This window comes from Streptomyces sp. NPDC025273, assembly GCF_040638585.1.
Lineage (GTDB): Bacteria > Actinomycetota > Actinomycetes > Streptomycetales > Streptomycetaceae > Streptomyces > Streptomyces cinereorectus.
In genome coordinates, this window is sequence record NZ_JBEZYP010000002.1 from 175,571 (window position 1) to 194,867 (window position 19,297).

12 protein-coding genes are annotated in these 19,297 nt (G+C 73.0%); 9 read left to right on the top strand and 3 right to left on the bottom strand.

The genetic code is table 11. The features are described from left to right. Window positions 1-858 carry a DUF4097 family beta strand repeat-containing protein gene (locus tag AB0F38_RS05820; protein ID WP_361887224.1) on the bottom strand — a complete coding sequence of 286 codons (858 nt, stop codon included), beginning with the start codon at window positions 856-858 and terminating at the stop codon, window positions 1-3. 156 nt (window positions 859-1,014) lie between these two features. Between AB0F38_RS05820 and AB0F38_RS05825 the strand changes: the two genes are divergently transcribed. After that, window positions 1,015-1,872 carry a hypothetical protein gene (locus AB0F38_RS05825; protein WP_361887227.1) on the top strand — a complete coding sequence of 286 codons (858 nt, stop codon included), beginning with the start codon at window positions 1,015-1,017 and terminating at the stop codon, window positions 1,870-1,872. Between the two features lie 9 nt (window positions 1,873-1,881). Here AB0F38_RS05825 and AB0F38_RS05830 read toward each other — a convergent pair whose 3' ends face one another. Next, complete coding sequence (locus tag AB0F38_RS05830) at window positions 1,882-2,064, bottom strand: DUF6104 family protein (protein ID WP_003961784.1); 183 nt, start codon at window positions 2,062-2,064, stop codon at window positions 1,882-1,884. A 183-nt stretch (window positions 2,065-2,247) separates the two neighbouring features. Here AB0F38_RS05830 and AB0F38_RS05835 point away from each other — a divergent pair, with 183 nt between their 5' ends. The 8 genes from AB0F38_RS05835 to fxsT all read left to right on the top strand — a co-directional run bounded on the left by AB0F38_RS05835 (window position 2,248) and on the right by fxsT (window position 15,336). Then, the gene (locus tag AB0F38_RS05835; protein WP_361887230.1) at window positions 2,248-2,751 is read left to right on the top strand and encodes a CU044_2847 family protein; all 504 of its coding nucleotides are present in this window, start codon (window positions 2,248-2,250) and stop codon (window positions 2,749-2,751) included. Window positions 2,752-2,807: 56 nt separating this feature from the next. Beyond that, complete coding sequence (locus AB0F38_RS05840) at window positions 2,808-4,838, top strand: trypsin-like peptidase domain-containing protein (protein WP_361887233.1); 2,031 nt, start codon at window positions 2,808-2,810, stop codon at window positions 4,836-4,838. Window positions 4,839-4,851: 13 nt separating this feature from the next. Continuing rightward, window positions 4,852-5,886 (top strand): MoxR family ATPase, encoded by a 1,035-nt coding sequence (locus AB0F38_RS05845; RefSeq protein ID WP_361887236.1) that lies wholly within the window; start codon window positions 4,852-4,854, stop codon window positions 5,884-5,886. A gap of 7 nt (window positions 5,887-5,893) precedes the next feature. Beyond that, window positions 5,894-9,313: an SAV_2336 N-terminal domain-related protein gene (locus tag AB0F38_RS05850; protein ID WP_361887239.1), complete on the top strand. Its 3,420-nt coding sequence runs from the start codon at window positions 5,894-5,896 to the stop codon at window positions 9,311-9,313. A 112-nt stretch (window positions 9,314-9,425) separates the two neighbouring features. Then, complete coding sequence (gene fxsA, locus AB0F38_RS05855; RefSeq protein ID WP_361887242.1) at window positions 9,426-9,629, top strand: FxSxx-COOH cyclophane-containing RiPP peptide; 204 nt, start codon at window positions 9,426-9,428, stop codon at window positions 9,627-9,629. 73 nt (window positions 9,630-9,702) lie between these two features. Continuing rightward, window positions 9,703-10,872, top strand: a complete 1,170-nt coding sequence (locus AB0F38_RS05860; protein WP_361887911.1) for an FxsB family cyclophane-forming radical SAM/SPASM peptide maturase — start codon at window positions 9,703-9,705, stop codon at window positions 10,870-10,872. Further along, entirely contained in the window at window positions 10,869-12,251 is a 1,383-nt protein-coding gene (locus AB0F38_RS05865) for an HEXXH motif-containing putative peptide modification protein (RefSeq protein ID WP_361887245.1), read from the top strand. The genes AB0F38_RS05860 and AB0F38_RS05865 overlap by 4 nt, the downstream gene beginning before the upstream one ends. A 91-nt stretch (window positions 12,252-12,342) precedes the next feature. Further along, a complete protein-coding gene (fxsT, locus tag AB0F38_RS05870; protein ID WP_361887249.1) occupies window positions 12,343-15,336 on the top strand; it encodes an FxSxx-COOH system tetratricopeptide repeat protein in 2,994 nt (997 codons plus the stop codon). A 100-nt stretch (window positions 15,337-15,436) separates the two neighbouring features. On the opposite strand, the gene AB0F38_RS05875 is transcribed toward fxsT, so the two are convergent. Beyond that, window positions 15,437-19,258 (bottom strand): multifunctional oxoglutarate decarboxylase/oxoglutarate dehydrogenase thiamine pyrophosphate-binding subunit/dihydrolipoyllysine-residue succinyltransferase subunit, encoded by a 3,822-nt coding sequence (locus AB0F38_RS05875; protein WP_361887252.1) that lies wholly within the window; start codon window positions 19,256-19,258, stop codon window positions 15,437-15,439. Between the last annotated feature and the right edge of the window lie 39 nt (window positions 19,259-19,297).

Sequence of the window (19,297 nt, forward strand, 5' to 3'; positions counted from 1 at the left end):
TCAGAGCACCTTTCCGGTGGATTCGGCGGCGTGCGGGTCGTCCTGGGACGGTGGGCGGCGCAGCAGCGCGATCGAGCCGGAGACGGTTGTCGCCCTCAGCTTCCCCGTGCCCGCGCCGAGCGTGCCCGTGATCTTCTTCGCACCCCACTGGCCGCCGACCCGCAGATCCTCGAAGGCGTTGGAGACCGCACCGCTCGCGGTGTTCGCCTCGACCTTCGCGTCCGCCGGGTGCGGCAGCCGTATGGCGATCTCACCGGAGACCGTGGTCAGCCGGATGTCGGTCGGCTTCGGGGACGTGTCGAGGTCCAGCACCATGTGGCCGCTGACGGACTCCGCCCGCACCGACGTGCCCGCACCCTCGACGACCGTCAGATCGCCCGACACCGACTGGAAGTGCAGGTCGCCGGTGACGGCCTGGGCCTCCAGGCTTCCGGCTACGGTCTCCGCCCGGACCACGCCCGAGAGCCCCACCAGGGTGCTGTCGCCCGTGATGCCGCGCAGCTCCGTACGCCCGCGGATCCCCGAGACGACGGCGCCGGCGCCGATCGCGCCGACCTCCACCGTCGAGCCGGCCGGCACGGCGAGCGAGACGACGACGCTCCGGCGCGAGCTCTTGGGGTCGAGCCAGGTGAGGAACCCCTTCCAGGGCAGATCCTCGTAGGCGACGGTGAGGGTGCCGTCCCGCTGGGTCACGATCAGCGGCGGGCCCTCGATTCCGGAGACCTCCAGCCGGGCGCTCGGCTCATCGGTGCCGACGACATTGACCGTGCCGTTCACGACACGCACGTGGAGCGCCGTCACGGGGGTGTCGAAGGTGAGTTTCTGGGGCTCGGCGACGGTCCACGTGGACTCAGGCATGGATCTGACCTCCGGGACGGCGTGGACACGACGCAACATATCGCGTCTCTGATGAACACGATATATCGCGGATCGGAGAAGTCAAGAGGGCTGCGGGTGGGAGGCTGGGTGCTCGAAAACCTCCATAAATGTGCCTCTTGCCCTAGCGTGTGCAGCATGACCGCGACTTCCGTGGGTGCTCTGCTGCTGTGCCGGGCCGACCCCGAGACCGTACGGCCCCTGGCTCGTCTGCTGCAGGAGAGCATGCTGCTGACTCCGGCCGGGGACGGCTGGAGTGTCCTCGTCCCCGAAGGGAAGCCCTGGCGCCGCGGCGGCGACGGTGGCGGCCACGCCGCCGGCCATGCCGGCGCCGAGCCCGTCGACCGGGTCCTCGGCGGCTGGGCCACCGCGCTCGCGGTGGGATCCGCCTGGCCGGTGCTCGCACTGTGGTGGGACGGTGAACGGTCCGGCTTCACCCTCGCCGCGGGCTTCCGCCGCCCGGTCGGCTACACCTGGCTGGCGGACGGCACGCCGGCCGGCGAGGACGAGGCCATGCGCACGTTCGCCGCCCGGCTCGGCCTCGACCCCGTCCTCGATGTCCAGGCCCTGGAGGCTCTCACCCACGAGGACCCGGAGACGGACGCCGACGCCCGGCTGCTCGGACTGCTCGCCGTCCTCGCCCGCACAGGGGTGTCCCTGCCGCCCGGCCTCACCCCCGGCGAACCGGCCGGCCGGCTCCGCGCCGCAGCCGGGGCGCACCGGGAAGCGGAACTGATCGAGTGGCCCGGCTGGCGCGATGCCGTACGGGTGGAACTCGATGCCGTGGAGGGCGGCGGTCTCGGACCCTGGTTGCTCGGCCCGCGGGCCCGCGCCGTCGCTGTCGCGCAGGTCGCGGCAGGGATGCCGCTCACTCTGTGGGGCGCCCGCCGCCGCAGCGGCGGCTGGATCACGGCGGGCCTGGTCCTGCTGGCGCAGGGTGCGCTGGGCCTCGCGTACAACCGGTTCAGACGCGAAGCGGAGGTCGCGCGCGGGTGAGGGCGGTGACTACTCGTCCTCGTCCTCGTCGTCCAGCCGGGCCAGCCAGGTCGCCAGGCGCTCGACGGGCACCTCGAAGTCGGGGTTGAGGTCGACGAACGTACGCAGCTGCTCGGCGAGCCACTCGAAGGTGACCTCCTCCTCGCCGCGCCGCTTCTCCAGTTCCTCGATGCCACGGTCCGTGAAATACATGCCTGTGCTCGCTCCGGGTGGGGACGGTAGTTGTTCTTCCCGCCAGGGTAGGGCGTTCGCCCCGTGGCCGTGCAGGGCAGAACACCGTGAGCGGGCGTACCGCAAGCGGTGTCGTGCTCCATGAGCCCCACATGGCCCGCGGACTCCCGCTAATCTGCGACGAGTTGGGCAACGGGGGGTGTCATGGGTGACAGTGGGGCCCGGATCACGCGCATCGAGATGCCGGACGGTACACCGGTCTGGGCGCGGATATCGGGGGCGGAGGAGCTGCGGGAGCCCGAGGGCGGGCTGACCTACACGGACATCGGATACGAGGACCTGACCGATCGGATCCAGGCCAGGGTGGAGAGCCTCACGGGGGTCGTCACCGGCGTCGCCCGCTCGCTCGCCGAGCCACTGCGTGCGGTGCGGCCGGACGAGGTCAGTGTGGAATTCGGCATCGAGCTCACGGCCAAGGCCGGCAAGGTGGTCGGGCTCCTCGCGGACGGCGAGGCCAAGGGCGCCATCAAGGTCACTCTCACCTGGTCCGGCGGAGGGCCGCCCGCCGCACCGCCCCCCGCCACCTTGCCGCCGCCCGCCGCACCGCCTCCCGCCGGCGCCCCGACGGGCCGGCCGTCCGCCGGGGCGTCCACCGGCGCACCGGCGCATCCCCACGGCGGTGGGGCGCCCGGCGGCGGCGGCTCATGACGCAGCCCTCCGGCGGGGGCGCAGAGGGCGGACGGGACCGGACGACCCTTGCCCTGATGGGCCTCGTCAGGGAAGCGACGGTACGCATCCATCGGCCGGAGCCCGGGTATGTCCCAGACGGATCCGACACGGGCTTTCTCGGCAGTGGCTTCTTCATCGCCCCCAGCTGGGTCCTCACATGCGCCCACGTGGCGTCGCAGGGGGAGGGGGGCGGGGTGAACGTGGTGTTCAGGCCCGACCGGCACAGCGCCGAGGAGACCGCCGTCGCGGGCGCGGTCGTCGCCACGCTGCCCGAGTCCGGGCCGGCCGGCCCGCGGATGCCCGGCTGGCCCGCTCCCGACCTGGCTCTGATCCGGCTGCTGGAACCGGCGGAGCACGCGTGTGTGTACGTCACGGAGCGGCCCGCCGCGATGCTCCCGGGCAGCAGGGTCCACTACGTGGGCTGGACCGGCCCGCGCGGCGGCAGACCGGCCGCGGTCAGCGGCGACTGCACGGTGAAGGGCATGTTCGGCGGGCCCGCCGACGACGGGCAGCAGATCCGGCTGGGCGGCGACTGGATGGAGGCCGGGATGTCCGGCGGCCCCGTGGTCGACCTCGCCCGGGGCGAGGTGGTCGGCGTCCTCAAGTCGCGGATCGAGGGGGAGCAGGGCGGTACGGCCGTCGGTGTCGAACGCCTGCGGACCCTCCCGGTCCAGGCCGGACCGGCCGAGGACGAGCAGAGCGACCCGTACCAGGCGGTCTTCCACGCCCACGACCGTCATCACGCCGACCGGCACAACAGCACGGCCGGCGTCGAGCGGACCTGGGTCGACGCCCAGAGCGAGCTCGTGTCCGGCCCCGGCCGCACGCTCGGCCCGCGCCAGCGCATCGTCCTGCTGGGGCGGCTCGCGGACATCCCGCCCCCGGTCAGCACCCGTGCCCTGCTCGACATCCTGGACGGCCTCCCGGACGTCTACTCCGGCGACCACCGCCCGGCCCCGCGCGGCTGGCGTGACGGCCTCGCCGCGCTGTACGAGGTGCGCGACGGCGACCGCGCGCTCGAGCTGGTCCTGCGCTACTGCATGGCCGTCATCTCCGCCGACCGCCCCTACGAGGCCCCGGGCACCGCGGACGCCACGCAGGCCCTGTGGGAATGGGTGCGCCGGACGGCCGACGACCACCTCTCCCGCAGCTTCCGCAAGGAGCTCGACCTGCTCTGGAGCACGGGCCGCAACCGCCCGGGCCCCGGGCGCCGGACGCCGCCAATGCCGCCCGGCGGAGCGGGTCCCGGTGCGACGGGGCGGTCCTTCGTCCTGCTGGCCCTGGAGCTGCGTGGCTGGGAGCAGGGGCGCTACGACTGGCGGATCGCCGTCGGCGAGAGCAACGGCGACTTCCGCCCGGTGGCGGAGGACGCCCACGGCACCGCGCTGGCCGACCTGCCGTCCCGGCTGGCCGCTCCGCTGGCCGAAGCCTTCAGGTGCTGCGACGAACCGGACGCTCCGGCCGTTCTCCAGGTGGCCACCGGCCGGGCCCTGTTGGATCTCGACGTGGACAAGTGGTGCCTGACGCCGTACGAACCACCGCTCGGGGTGGTGCGTCCCGTGGTCCTCCGGTGCGCCGACCAGGAGCCGTACGACGAGGAGTGGTCCGCGAAGGAGCGGAAGGTCCGCTGGAACCGCACGGCGGCGGGCCCGATGCGCGGCGAAGTGTCCGACTGCGTGGGCGGCATCAGGGTACGCGCTCCTGAGACGGGCGAACTGCGCACGCTCGCGCACGAGACCGTTCCGCTGCTCTGCCAGTACGGCGGCCACTCCCCGTCGGATGCCCTGGCCGGGCTCGGCCGGGTGATGAGCGCGGGCTACGGCGTGGTGCTGTGGCGCAGGCGTGCGGGGCAGGCCGGGGCCGTCTGCACGGAGTTCCACCGGCGGGCTGCCGACACCGTGACGCAGGCCGGTACGAGTGACCGGCTCCCTTACGTGATCCATGAGTTGAGGAAATCGGTACGGGCGAGCCGTATCGAGACGTACTGGTCCGACAGCGTCGCCCTGCTCTACGACGACCCGCACCATCCGCTGCCCGGCTCCGGGCAGCTCCTGGAGGCGCCATGACGGGAGGAACGCCATGAGTGAACCGAGTGAGTGGCTCATCTACCGAGGGGCCGGAGAGCCGCACGAGGGGATCGAGCGCCTGCCCTCCCCGCCGCCCTGGCGGGACTTCGCGAACCGTGCCGGTCCGCCGGCCGGCGGCGCCGAGGAGGCCGACGGCTCCGCCGACCGGCGCCTGGGCAGCCACCGGCATCTGGCCGAGCTCCACAGGCCGGGCGCCGAGGAGCTGGAGATGATCAATGCCGCGCTCTACCTCAGACGGCCGTTGCTCGTCACCGGCAGCCCGGGGGCGGGAAAGAGCACCCTGGCGCACTCGGTGGCCCACGAGCTCGGTCTCGGCAGGGTCCTGCGCTGGCCGGTGGTCAGCCGCTCCACCCTGCTCGACGGGCTGTACCACTACGACGCCATCGCCCGGCTGCAGGACGTGCAGATCGCCGCACACGCGACGGCCGGCGAACAGGCGGGCACCGGCGCCGCGGACGGCATCGGGAGCTACATCAGGCTCGGGCCGCTCGGCACCGCGCTGCTGCCCTCCGACCGGCCGCGCGTGCTGCTCATCGACGAGCTCGACAAGAGCGACATCGACCTGCCGAACGACCTGCTCAACGTGCTGGAGGAGGGCGAGTTCGCCATCCCCGAGCTGGAGCGCATCAGCGACAGGCTGCCGGAAGGCCGGGCGCGCGTCCTGGACGACGACGGCGACAAGGCGGTGATCACGGGAGGCAGGGTCCGGTGCACCTCCTTCCCCTTCGTCGTCCTCACCAGCAACGGCGAGCGCGACTTCCCGGCCCCTCTCATGCGGCGCTGCCTCCACCTGGAGCTCGGTCGCCCCGACCACCAGCGACTGGCCACCTTCGTCCGCGCGCACCTCGGGGACGAGGCGGCGCGGTCCGGGGACGATCTCATCAGCCACTTCCTGGAGCGTTCGCGCGGTGAACTCCTCGCGACGGACCAGCTGCTGAACGCCGTCTACCTCACCGACGTGGCCGCGCCCGCGGGCCGCGACCGGCTCGCCGACCTGCTCATCCAGCGACTCGACCGGCCGAGGTGAACAGCTGATGTCCGATGCCGGGGCACGGCACGGACCGGGCGGCCCGCACGACGCAGCAGCCCCGCGGCACGGCGGACGCGACGAGCCGGGGAGCGGGAGCGGGCTGCTGCCCGCATTCGTCGCCAGGCTGCGCGAGGCCGGGCTCGACCCCGACGCCGAGCAGATCTGCGACGTGCTCTGGCTCGCCCGGCAGACCGGCGGCGCGGACACGCAGGAGGGATCCGCCGTCCCCGGGCCGCTGCCGGACCGGACCGCCGCGGATCCCGGGCGCCACGGCCCCGACGGGCCGCCCGCCCGCCCGGGGCCGGCCCCGGCCGCTCCCGACGGCGAAGCGGCCGACGAGCCGGACGGGGCGCCGCCCGGGGACCCGCGCGTCGCGCTGTACCCCGTCGCGTACGGGACCGGCGCGCCCACCACGTCCGGCGGCGCACGCCGGACCGGACGGCGGAGTGCCACGGCGCTCCCCCTCGGGGTGCCCGCCGCCCAGGCGCTCCCCGACCTCCTCGAACTGCAGCGCGCGCTGCGCCCGTTGCAGCGATACCGGACCGCCGCCCGGCCCCGGCGCAGCATCCTGGACGAGGCAGCGACCGCGGAGCTCAGCGCCCGGACGGGCGGACTGATCATCCCGGTGTTCCGCGGGGTGTCCCGAGCCGACGCGGTCCTGCAGTGCGTCATGGACGCCTCCTCGTCCATGCGGGTCTGGGACCGGATGTTCACCGAACTGCAGGTGGTGTTCGCCCAGCTGGGTGCCTTCAGGGACGTCCAGGTGCGCTATCTGCACGAGGGCCCGGACGGGACACCCGCGGTGAGCGGCAGCGCCGACCCGGCCGCCGCCCCCCTGCACTCCGCGGACCGGCTCAGCGACCCCACGGGCCGGCGCGTCACCGTGGTGGTCAGCGACTGCGCCGGGCCGATCTGGCGCAGCGGGCACGCCCACCGGCTCCTGCACCACCTCACCCGCCAGGCCCCCACCGCCGTTCTGCAGCCACTGCCGCAGCGTCTGTGGAACCGCACCAGACTGCCCGTGACCTACGGCGTCCTGTCGCGCGGCGAGGGCACCGGCGGAGCCGCCTCGATCAGGGTGGCCGACGAGTCCGGGGCGCTGCTCCGCGTGTACGACGGATCGCTGGCCGTCCCCGTGCTGCCCCCTGTCGCGGGCGCGCTGGCCGGCTGGGCCAGACTGCTCTCCGGCACCGGCGCGGGACGGATCTACGGTGCCGTCGCCCGGGTGCGCGCGGACCAGCCCGCGGCCCCCGTGCCGGGCGGCGGCGTCCGGCTGTCCTCGCTCCAGCTGGTCAGCCGGTTCCGTTCGTCGGCCTCCCCGGCCGCCGGGCAGCTGGCCGTCTACCTCGCCGCCGCACCGCTCTGCCTGCCGGTGATGCAGCTGGTGCAGCGGACCATGCTGCCGGACTCCGGCCCCTCCGAGCTCGCCGAGGTCCTGCTGAGCGGGCTGCTGACCCGTACCGCGGGCGACACGGCGGAAGACGGCCAGTGGTACGCGATCGCCCCGGGCGTCCAGGAGGCACTGCTCGGATCGCTGGGCCGGGACGAGGCCAAGCTCGTGCTCAAGCACTGCTCGGAGTACATCGAGCAGCGGTTCGGACGGTCGGGCCCCAACTTCCCGGCCCTGGCCCTGGCTCAGCTGGGCGAGGGCAGGTACGGCGCGCCGTATCCGGCGGGCCCGCCCGGCGAGGACGGTGCGGACGACCCCGAGTCCGGCGGCGTCCCGGCGGACACGCCCGAGGGTGAGGTGGCGCCGCCCCGGGTCCCGCACCCCTTCGCCGAGGTCGCCGCCCAGGTGCTGAAGCGCTTCATGCCACTGCCCGAGCAGTTCGCCCACCCCGGGGGCGCGTTCCGCCCCCGGCACCCCGATCCGGCCGGAGACACCGCGGTGGCCGGTGCCCGCGACCTCGTACGGCAGTTCGAGTCCGACAGCATGGTGCAGTACCTGATCGACGCCGTCCAACTGCTGCGCGGCGCCACCGAGCGGGAACGGTCGGATCCCGATCCCGGCCTGTGGGCCGAGTACGCGCGCTGCCTGCTCCGCCTCTGGGAGGTGCGGGGCGGCGACGAGCTGCTGCGGGAGGCCGGGAGCGCCGCCGAGCGCGCGGCCGGACACCCCGGAGCGGTGGCCGAACGGGCGGTCCTGGCCAAGGTGCTGCACGCCGCCGCCGACGACCGGCGGCGCCGCGGGGACCGCCGCGGAGCGCTGGAGCTGCTGCGCCGCGCGGACCGCGAGTACACGGTGGCCTGCGCGGACCCGCGGCTGGACCCCGGGGGCGCGCTGCGGCTCACGCTGGAGCGGGTACGCGCCCTGGAGGCGCAGTGGCGGCTGGGCGGTGACACCGCGCTGCTGCAGGCCGCCGTCGGCATGCTGGAGGCCTTCGCCGACGTCTGGCCCGCCCAGGAGGACCGCCCCTCGTCGCTGGTCCTGGCCCACGGCCGGATCCTGCTGCGGCTGGCCGGGGCGACCGAGGACGGGGAGCAGTCCCGGGTGTACGCCCGCCAGTCGGCGCGGTCGCTGCGCAAGGCGTTCGAGGCCGGCGCCACCCAGCACACGGGGGGCACCCGCACGCGGGTCCTGCTGGACCTGGTGGACGCGCTGCTGGGCTGCGGAGGTGACCCGCACGAGGCGTCGACCCTGGTCGAACAGGCACTGGAGACCGTGCACGACCGGAGGATGCGGGCCCCGCTCCGGGCGAGGGCGGGCCGGATCGGCGTCGCACGCCACGAGCACTCCGGTGACCCGGCCGAACTGATCCTTGCCGCCGAGTGGTTCGAGGGCGCCGCGCGGAGCGTCCCGAGGGACTCCCGGGACCGCGCCGACCTGCTCGCCGAGTGGGGCAGCGCCCTGTTGCGGCGCGCCGGACTGCCCGACGGCGACCGGTACATCGGTGACGCGGTGCGGGTGCTGCGCGACTGCCGCACGGAGACGGCGGGCGGCAGTCCGCGTCAGGCGGGGCGACTGCTGATGCTCGGCCGGGCCCTGATGCTGCGTCACCGTGCCACCGAGGAACGGGTGGACCTGCGCGAGGCCGAGCACCTCTTCGACCTCGCCGCGCGGGAGGCCCGCGATCCGCTGACCGAGGCGGAGTGCAGGCTGGAGCTGGGGCGGTCCCACCTCGACGCCTACCACAGCCTCGGCCGGGCCACCCGGCTGGACGAGGCGGCGGAGGCCTTCCGCGCCGCGTCCGAGTCCGCCGGTACCGCCGAAGAGGAGTCGGAGATTCCACAACTGATCGGACAAGCAGTGGAATTGGCTGCTACAGCCAACCACTGGCGGGGTATGACCTATGAAGAGGCGGGGCGCCCCAGGGCCGCGCGCGACGCGTACCGGGCGGCCCGTCTCGAGTGGCGCAAACTGCCGGGCGCGGGCGGCCCGGCAGGTGAGTCGACGGACCGTCGGCTGGACGCGCTGGAGCGATGAGCGTGCGACGGGGAACGCCGCCGGGCACGCTCCGCACCGCCCACGTCAGGGCCGCGCGCTCACGGGCGGGCGCACGGCTGCGAGCCGGGTACGACGGCATCGGGGAGTCGGGATGAGTCAGTCCGCGCGTGAAGGCGGAGCAGATGCGCGGCGGGGGCCGCACGCGGGGCCGGAGCCGCTGCCGGACCTGCTGGAGCTGGACCTCCAGGCCCTGCGGACGATGGACCACCCGGTCCTCGCCTCGGTGGTCGCGGATCTGCGGGGCCGGGCCGGGACGCCGCAGGAAATGCTGTGGGGCTTCACCAGCGCGCTGTGACCGGCCCCGCGAGGAGGCCGGAGTGTCCGCATCCGCACGGGAGATCCCTGCCACGGCGCCGCCCGCCGGTCCCGTGACCCCCGTACCCTTCGGGCAGTTCATCATCAAGGTGCACGGCCGCTGCAATCTCGCGTGCCGCTACTGCTACCTCTACGAGGGGCCGGACAGCACCTGGCGCGACCGTCCCGGCGCGGCATCCGACGCGGTCCTGGACCGCTCCGCCGCGCGCATCGCCGAACACGCAGCCACGCACCGGCTCAAGGAGATCTCGCTCGTCCTGCACGGCGGTGAACCCCTGCTCGCGGGCGCGGACCGGCTGGCCGCACTCGCCGGCCTGGTCCGCGCACGGGTCCCCGGCCGCTGCACCGTCCGCACCACCCTCCAGACCAACGCCACACTGCTCACCGACGCACGCGCCGCCACCCTGGCCGGGCACGGGATACGCATCGGCATCAGCCTCGACGGCGGCCTCCCCGCCCACAACACCCGGCGCACCGACCACGCCGGGCGCCCCTCCTGGCCCGCCGCCTCGCGCGGCGCCCGGCTGCTCGCCGCCCGTCACCCCGGGGCGTACGCCGGCATCCTCACCGTCGTCGACCCGCGCACCGATCCGGTCGAGGTGTACGAGTCGCTGCTCGCCCTGCGGCCGCCGGCCCTCGACCTGCTGCTTCCGCACGGCAACTGGACCACCCCGCCGCCCGGTCTGCCCGCCGCGCCCGCGGAGGGCGGCCCCGGCACGCGGGGCCCGCGGCCGGCCCCGTACGGCGACTGGCTGTGCACCGTCTTCGACCGCTGGTGGCAGGCGGGACGCCGGGAGACCCGGATCCGCCTCTTCGAGGAGTGCCTGGCCCTCCTGCTGGGCCTGCCCGCCGCCACCGAATCCCTCGGACTCGCCCCCGTCAACGCCATCGTGGTGGAGACCGACGGAAGCATCGAGCAGGTCGACTCCCTCAAGTCCGCCTACGACACGGCGGCGGCGACGGGACTCGACGTCTTCCGGCACGGATTCGACGAGGCGCTGCGCCACCCCGGCGTCGCCGCCCGCCAGGCAGGCGCGGGGGCGCTCGCCCCTGCCTGCCGTGCCTGCCCGCTGCTCACCGTCTGCGGCGGCGGCCACTACGCCCACCGCTACCGCGCCGGACACGGCTTCGTGAACCCGTCCGTCTACTGCGCCGACCTCGAACGGCTGATCCGCCACATCGCGGCCCGGCTGGCCGGCGCCGTCACAGGAGACCGTCCGTGACCCCCGTCCTCTCCGACCGCGAGCTGCGGGCGCTGGGCCGTACCGAAGGGGACGCCCGCGCCCTCGGCCTGCTGGTGCACGACCAGGACACGCGCCGCTTCGTCCTCCTGCGGGCCCTGTTCGACGCTGCCGACCAGGCACCGGACGCGGTCTGTCCACCCGTCCTGCGCCACCGTCTGCGTACCGACTGGGCCCTGCTGGAGGCGGCCGAGCGCGCCGATCGCGCCGCCGCCCGCGCCGTGCTGCTCCACCCGCTGGCGGGCCCCTGGGGCAGGCGCTGCCTGTCCGGCCTCGGCGGCGACGTGGCCACCCCGCGACTCCTCACCGACCTCGCCCACTTCGGGGCCCTCGCCGCCGCCGCCGCGATCCGCGCCCGGATGCCCTTCACCACCCGGCTCACCACCCGCGGCGCCACGCTGTCGCTGCCCACCCTCGGGGCCCTGCGGACCGGCCCCGGCCAGGTCGATCTGACGTTCGCCGAGGGGGTGATGACCGTACGTCGAAGGGGCGAGGCGGATGTCGTGGTGCGGCCCGGGAACGGTGCGGCCCTCCCCGACCCGCGGTGGCGGCCCGTGCACGTGCTGCCGCCCCTCGTGCCCGGCGCCGCGCCCGTCCCCCTCGACGACCTCGATCCCTACCGCACGGCGGGCGGCGGCCCGGGGCACCACGGCCTGAGCGGCGCCGTGAGCCTCGACGACCGGGCCCGGGCGGGCTGGGCCGGGTCCTGGGCCGGGGTCGCCGACCGGCTCAGGGCCGGCGGCGGCCACCGGCTCACCGAAGCGGCGGTCCTGCTGCGCTGCCTGGTCCCGCTCGCCCCGCCGCCCGGTTCCGGCCGGGCGGGCGGGAGTACGTCGCACTGCAGCGGAACCCGGCGCGAGGCCTTCGGGGCCGTCCTCAGCAGCAGCCCGGGAACGCCCGCGTACTTCGCCTCCACCCTCGTGCACGAACTGCAGCACACCAAGCTGGCCGCGCTCACCGCGCTCGTGCCGCTGCACCACGAGGGCCCGGAGGCGCGGCACTTCGCGCCCTGGCGCCCCGACCCCCGGCCGTTCGACGGGCTGTTGCAGGGCGCCGTGTCGCACGCGGCCCTCGCCGGCTACTGGCAGCGCTGCGCGCTCGCCGCGGACCGCACCGGGGAGCGGGACCTGGCGTGGACCGAACACGCCCGCTGCCACGAGCAAGTGGGCGCCGTGCTGCCCGTCCTGGCCGGATCAGGCGGGCTGACGAGGGAGGGACGCATGATCGTCGACGAGTTGATCGACCTCTACCACCGTCTGGCGGAATCTCCCGCCCCCACGGGGCACCGGGCCCGCGCGCGGGCCTACGTGGGTACGGCGCGGGTGATATGGCAGCAGAGGAACGGCTCGGGGCAGCTGTGAGCAACCGTGCCCGCCGGGCGGGAACGCACGGTCCCGGCAAGGCCGCCGGTGTATGTTGAAAAGGCTTGTGACGATGCAGGGAGACGGTTGAATGCCCGTATCAGGTAGGCACGTCGGGGCGGCCGGGACGCAGTTGGTCACCATCAGTTTCGCGGGGTTCAACCGGGCCTGGGCCATCTGGATCGGGGACTGCCTCGAACGGCGCGGGGTACGGGTCGGCTATCAGCGCTGGGACCCGCGGGCCGGCACCTCGCTGGAGGACGAGCTCCGGAATCTGATGCTCGCCCCCGGCCGGATCCTCGTCGTCCTCAGCGAGTGGTACTTCCAGCTCGGCCCCCGCGGCCACGAGGAGTGGAACAGGGCGCTGCACGCGGTGGTCGCCCCCGACCCGGGCCGCTTCGCCGCCGTCTCCGTCACCACCTCGGCGCTTCCCGGCGCCACCTCGGTCTTCGCCGCGGCCGACCTGACCAACACCGGTCAGGCGGACGCGGAGCGGCGCCTGCTCGCCCACCTCGAACTGCCCGAGGAACCGCTGCCCCGGCCCGAAGGAGCGAAACCGGCACCGCGCTATCCGGCCGTCACCCCCGAGGTCTGGGGCGGCGTGCCCCGCCGCAACACGCGGTTCACGGGTCGCGAGGCCCTGCTCAGCGATGTCTACCACGCCCTCCAGGACGCGGGTCCGGGCGCCGGTGTCGTCACCGTGCACGGGATGTCCGGCGTCGGCAAGACCCAGCTGGCCGCGGAGTACGTCTACCGCTTCAACGCGGAGTACGACGTGGTGTGGTGGGTGCCGGCCGACCGGCGGGCCCTCTACCGCCAGAAGCTCGCCGAACTGGCTCCGGAGCTGGGCCTGAACACCGGCGCCGAGTACGGGGAGCGGCTGCGCGCCGTGCGCGACGCCCTGCGGCGCGGCGCACCGCACTCCCGCTGGCTCCTCGTCGTGGACGGCGCCGACGAACCCGACCAGATCAGCGACCTGGTACCGAACGGACCCGGCCATGTGCTGATCACCTCGCGCAACACCGAGTGGGGCGAGTACAACAGCTCGCTGATCAGGGTGCCCGAGTACGACCGGGACGAGTCCGTCTCCTTCGTCCGCCGCCGGGCCCCGAGGCTCACGGAGACGGAGGCCGACGAACTGGCCGGCGCACTCGGCGACCTCCCGCTGCTGCTCGACCAGACGGCGGGCTGGCTCAACGACTCCGACATGTCCGTGCGGGAGTACATCCAGCTCCTCGACAACGGCATCGAGGGAGACGTGGTCAAGGTCTCCGCGGACTTCCCGCTGGCCTTCCAGACCGCCTGGTCGATACTGCTGAACCAGCTCAAGGAGACCGTCCCCGAGGCAGTCGACCTGCTCCGGCTGTGCAGCTTCTTCGCCCCGGGCTCCATCCCCGTACGGCTGCTCAAGGAGATGCCGCCCGGCGACCTCCCGGAGCAGCTCGCCCGGCTGATGAACGATCCGGTGCTGTGGAACCGGGCGGTCGGCCGGCTGCGGCAGTACTCCGTCGTCCGGCTGGAGTCGCACGAGTCGGGCACCGAGGAGGCGTCCTCCGGCGAGTCGATCTACCTGCACCGGATGGTGCACAAGGTCCTCGGGCTCGACCTGCGCGAACCCGACCGCGGGGAGTTCGTCGACGTCGTGCGCCGCGCCCTGGCCGCCGCGGACCCCGGCCGTCCCATGGAGGCGCTGTACTGGCCCGCCTACGCAGAGGTCGTCCCGCATCTCAAATGGGCCCAGGTCCTGGAGAGCACCGACCCGGCCGTCCAGAACCTGGTCCTCAACTGTCTGCGCTACATGTACTGCTCCGGGGAGTACCGGGCGGGCATCAAGCTCGGCGAACGCGCCATGGAGACCTGGCGGGAGCTGCTCGGCGAGACCCACCCCCGGGTGTGGGACGTCGGCTACCACTACGCCAACCTGCTGCGGGCCGTGGGCGACTACGCGGTCACGGAGGCCATGGAGCGGGTCGTCGTGAACCATCTGCGCGAGGAGCGCGGGCCGCAGGACCTGAACCACCTGAGGGCCGCCACCGGCCTCGCCGCGGACCTGCGCGGGCTCGGCCGGTACGACGAGGCCCTGGAGATGTCCACCTGGCTCCTCCTCGCCTACCGCGACCTGCTCGGGGACCAGGACTCACGCACCGTCAACGCCCAGAACAACCTGGCCGTCTCCCTGCGCCTGCTCGGGCGGTACGAGGAGTCCCGCGACCTCGACCGGCGCACCCTGGAGGCCCGGCGTCTGCTCCTCAAACCGCGGCACCGCTGGACCCTCCTCTCCGAGATCAGCTACGCCACGGACCTGCGCCTGCTGGGCCGCTACAGCGAGGCGGAGTCCCTCCAGGCGCAGAGCGCCCGCGTCCACGTGATCACACTGGGCGCGGACAACCCGCAGACACTGATCGCCGAGTACAACCTGGCGCTCTGCCGCTACCGCCTCGGCGAGCGGGGCGAGGCGGGGACGGCGCTCGCCCGGGTCCTGGAACGGGCCGAGCGGGTGCTCGGCGAGTCCGACCCGCTGACCCTGATGTTCTCGGCCGGCCAGAGCTGCTTCGCCCGCGAGCACGCGGACGTCGACCAGGCGAGGGCCATAAGCGACCGGGTCATGGACGGGTACCGGATGATGCTCGGCGAGGATCACCCGTACCTGGCCGGCATCCGGGCCAACCACGGGCTCATCCTGCGCAACGTGGGCGAACGGGACCAGGCCCACCTGCTCATCGAGGGGGCCCTCGCCGACATGACCCGGGCGGTGGGGGAGAACCACCCCTGGACCCTGGGCTGCGCGATCAACGCCTCGGCGCTGCGCAACCTGGTCGGGGACCCGGAGTCCGCGGCCGAGCTCACCGAGGCCACGGTGACCCGCGCCACCGAAGTCATGGGCCGCACCCACCCGCTGACCCTGTCGGCCAGGATCGCGTACGCGGCCGACCTGCGGGGGCTGCGGGACCGGACCGGGGCGGAGAAGGTCGAGGGCGAGGCGCTGGGCGACCTCGCGTCGAGCCTCGGCGCGCAGCACGTGCACACCGTCTCCGCACGCTCGCGCAACCGGCCGTACTGGGACTTCGAGCCGCAGATGATCTGACCGCGACACGACGCGGGACGGCGTTCCCACGACGCCACAGGGCCCGGACCCACGAGTCGACTCTCGCGGGTCCGGGCCCTGTGGCGTGTACTGCCGCTGATCAGGCCTCGAAGACCTCGGCGACCAACTGTGCCTGCTCGGCCTGGTGGCGCTTGGCCGAGCCGACCGCCGGGGACGAGCCGTGCGGACGCGAGATGCGGCGCAGGCGCTCACCGTGCGGCACGTCGGCGCCGACGGCCAGGTCCAGGTGGTCGATCAGGTTGAGCGCGATGAACGGCCACGCACCCTGGTTGGCCGGCTCCTCCTGGGCCCACAGGTACTTCTCGGCGTTCGGGTACTTGGCGATCTCGGCCTGGATCTCCGTACCCGGCAGCGGGTACAGACGCTCCAGACGGATGATCGCCGTCTCCGTGTCACCGCGCTTCTCGCGCTCGGCGTCCAGGTCGTAGTAGAGCTTGCCCGCGCAGAAGACGACCTTGCGGACCGCCTCGGCACTGACCGACTCGTCGCCGATGACCGGACGGAAGCCACCGGTGGTGAACTCCTCCGCCTTCGAGGCCGCCGACTTCAGGCGCAGCATCGACTTCGGGGTGAAGACGATCAGCGGCTTGTGGTGCGGGTTGTGGACCTGCCACCGCAGAAGGTGGAAGTAGTTCGACGGCAGGGTGGGCATCGCGACCGTCATGTTGTCCTGCGCGCACATCTGCAGGAAACGCTCCGGGCGGGCGGACGAGTGGTCCGGTCCCTGGCCCTCGTAGCCGTGCGGCAGCAGCAGGGTGACGCCGGACGTCTGGCCCCACTTCTGCTCGGCGGAGGAGATGAACTCGTCGACGACGGTCTGCGCGCCGTTGACGAAGTCACCGAACTGGGCCTCCCAGATGACCAGCGACTCCGGACGGGCCAGCGAGTAGCCGTACTCGAAGCCCATCGCCGCGTACTCGCTGAGCAGCGAGTCGTAGACGTTGTACCGGGCCTGGTCGTCGGAGAGGTAGAGCAGCGGGGTGTAGTCCTCGCCGGTCTTCTGGTCGACGAGAACGGCGTGACGCTGGCCGAACGTGCCGCGGCGGGTGTCCTGGCCGGCGAGCCGGACCGGGGTGCCCTCCATCAGCAGCGACCCGATGGCCAGGGTCTCGCCCATGCCCCAGTCGATCGTGCCGTTCTCCACCGAGGCGGCACGACGCTGCATCTGCGGCATCAGGCGCGGGTGGACGGTGATCTCGTCGGGGATGTTGACCTGGGACTCGGCGATCAGCTTCACGACCTCCGAGGAGACCGCGGTGGCCACCGCCACCGGGAACTCGGCCTGGACGTCCGGGACATGCGGCTGGGACGGCGTCGAGGTGGCCTCGCGGACCTCCGCGAAGACCTTCTCCAGCTGGCCCTGGAAGTCCTGGAGCGCCTGCTCGGCCTCTTCCAGCGTGATGTCGCCGCGACCGATGAGGGACTCGGTGTAGAGCTTGCGCACCGAGCGCTTCTTGTCGATCAGCGTGTACATCTGAGGGTTGGTGAACTCCGGGTTGTCGCCCTCGTTGTGACCGCGGCGGCGGTAGCAGATGAGGTCGATGACGACGTCCTTGTTGAACGTCTGCCGGTACTCGAAGGCGAGCCGCGCGACACGGACCACGGCCTCCGGGTCGTCACCGTTGACGTGGATGATCGGCGCCTCGATCATGCGCGCCACGTCCGTGGCGTACATCGAGGAGCGCGAGGACTCCGGGGCGGCGGTGAAGCCGACCTGGTTGTTGATCACCACGTGCACGGTGCCGCCGGTGCGGTAGCCGCGCAGCTGCGACATGTTGAGCGTCTCGGCGACGACGCCCTGGCCCGCGAAGGCGGCGTCGCCGTGGAGCGCGACGGGCAGGACCGTGAAGTCCGTACCGCCCTTGTTGATGATGTCCTGCTTGGCGCGGGCGATGCCCTCCAGGACCGGGTCGACCGCCTCCAGGTGCGAGGGGTTGGCGGCCAGCGAGACCTTGATCTGCTCGCCGTCCAGACCGGTGAAGGTGCCTTCGGCGCCCAGGTGGTACTTGACGTCGCCGGAGCCGTGCATCGACCGCGGGTCGAGGTTGCCCTCGAACTCCCGGAAGATCTGCGCGTACGACTTGCCCACGATGTTGGCCAGGACGTTCAGCCGGCCACGGTGGGCCATGCCGATGACGACCTCGTCGAGGCGGGCCTCGGCGGCGGAGTCGATGACCGCGTCGAGCAGCGGGATGACGGACTCGCCGCCCTCCAGCGAGAACCGCTTCTGGCCGACGTACTTGGTCTGCAGGAACGTCTCGAACGCCTCGGCGGCGTTGAGGCGGCGCAGGATCCGCAGCTGCTCCTCGCGCTCCGGAGCCGGGCGCGGACGCTCCACCCGGTCCTGGAGCCACTTGCGCTCCTTCGGCTCCTGGATGTGCATGAACTCGATGCCGGTGGTGCGGCAGTAGGACTCACGCAGCACACCGAGGATGTCGCGGAGCTTCATCATCGTCTTGCCGGCGAAACCGCCGACCGCGAAGTCGCGCTCCAGGTCCCACAGGGTGAGGCCGTGCTCGGTGATGTCCAGGTCCGGGTGCTTGCGCTGGCGGTACTCCAGCGGGTCGGTGTCGGCCATGACGTGGCCGCGGACCCGGTAGGAGTGGATCAGCTCGAAGACCCGCGCGGCCTTGGTGACGTCGTCGTCGTGCGATGCGTCGATGTCCTTGAGCCAGCGGACCGGCTCGTAGGGGATGCGCAGCGCCTTGAAGATCTCGTCGTAGAACTCGTTCTCGCCGAGCAGGAGCTGGGCCAGGACGCGCAGGAACTCGCCGGACGCGGCACCCTGGATGACCCGGTGGTCGTACGTCGAGGTCAGGGTCATGACCTTCGAGATGCCCAGCTTGTTCAGGGTGTCCTGCGAGGTGCCCTGGAATTCCGCCGGGTAGTCCATCGCGCCGACGCCCATGATGAGGCCCTGTCCGGGCATCAGGCGGGGCACCGAGTGGACGGTGCCGATGCCGCCGGGGTTGGTCAGCGAGGCGGTGACTCCGGAGAAGTCGTCCATGCCGAGCTTGCCGACGCGGGCACGGCGGACGATGTCCTCGTACGCCTGCCAGAACTCGAAGAAGTTGAGCGTCTCGGCCTTCTTGATGGCCGCGACGACGAGCTGGCGGTCGCCGTTCGGCTTCACCAGGTCGATGGCCAGGCCGAGGTTGATGTGCTCCGGCTTGACCAGGGTCGGCTTGCCGTCCTTGACCGCGAAGGAGTAGTTCATCGACGGCATGGCCTTGAGGGCCTGCACCATCGCGTACCCGATGAGGTGCGTGAAGGAGATCTTCCCGCCGCGGGCGCGCTTCAGGTGGTTGTTGATGACGATGCGGTTGTCGAACAGCAGCTTCACGGGGACGGCGCGGACGGACGTGGCCGTCGGCAGCTCCAGCGAGGCGTTCATGTTCTTCGCGACGGCGGCCGAAGGGCCGCGCAGCGTCACGTACTCCGGGCCGGCCGGGGCGTCGGCCGGAGCCTCGGCCCTGGCGGCGGCCGGAGCTGCCTTCGCGGGAGCGGCCGGAGCCGCTGCCTTCACCGGGGCGGCGGGTGCGGCCTGGGCCGGAGCCGCCGCCTTCGCCGGAGCGGCCGCGGGCGCCGCGACCGGTGCCGGAGCGGCCTGCTGGGCCGGAGCGGTGTTGTCGGCGGTGCTCGAAGCGGCGGCGGCCGGGGCCGGGGTCACCGCTCCCGCATCTGTGGGGACGGGCTTGTCCGCCGTGCCGGACGTACCCGGCTTGTAGTCGGCGAAGAAGTCCCACCAGGCGCGATCGACCGAATTCGGGTCCTGGAGGTACTGCTGGTAGATCTCGTCGACAAGCCACTCGTTGGGGCCGAAAGCGGCGGCGGGGTTGGACCCGGAGCCGGCTTCTTGATCGGTCGAGATGCTCGAGTTACTGGGGGACTGAGACGACACGGCGTGAACCGCCCTCTTCCGCTTCACAAGGTGATGGAC

Coding starts and splice junctions, on each gene's coding strand:
- AB0F38_RS05820 (WP_361887224.1), bottom strand. CDS start 858: ATGCCTGAGTCCACGTGGACCGTCGCCGAGCCCCAGAAACTCACCTTC.
- AB0F38_RS05825 (WP_361887227.1), top strand. CDS start 1,015: ATGACCGCGACTTCCGTGGGTGCTCTGCTGCTGTGCCGGGCCGACCCC.
- AB0F38_RS05830 (WP_003961784.1), bottom strand. CDS start 2,064: ATGTATTTCACGGACCGTGGCATCGAGGAACTGGAGAAGCGGCGCGGC.
- AB0F38_RS05835 (WP_361887230.1), top strand. CDS start 2,248: ATGGGTGACAGTGGGGCCCGGATCACGCGCATCGAGATGCCGGACGGT.
- AB0F38_RS05840 (WP_361887233.1), top strand. CDS start 2,808: ATGGGCCTCGTCAGGGAAGCGACGGTACGCATCCATCGGCCGGAGCCC.
- AB0F38_RS05845 (WP_361887236.1), top strand. CDS start 4,852: ATGAGTGAACCGAGTGAGTGGCTCATCTACCGAGGGGCCGGAGAGCCG.
- AB0F38_RS05850 (WP_361887239.1), top strand. CDS start 5,894: ATGTCCGATGCCGGGGCACGGCACGGACCGGGCGGCCCGCACGACGCA.
- fxsA (WP_361887242.1), top strand. CDS start 9,426: ATGAGTCAGTCCGCGCGTGAAGGCGGAGCAGATGCGCGGCGGGGGCCG.
- fxsT (WP_361887249.1), top strand. CDS start 12,343: ATGCCCGTATCAGGTAGGCACGTCGGGGCGGCCGGGACGCAGTTGGTC.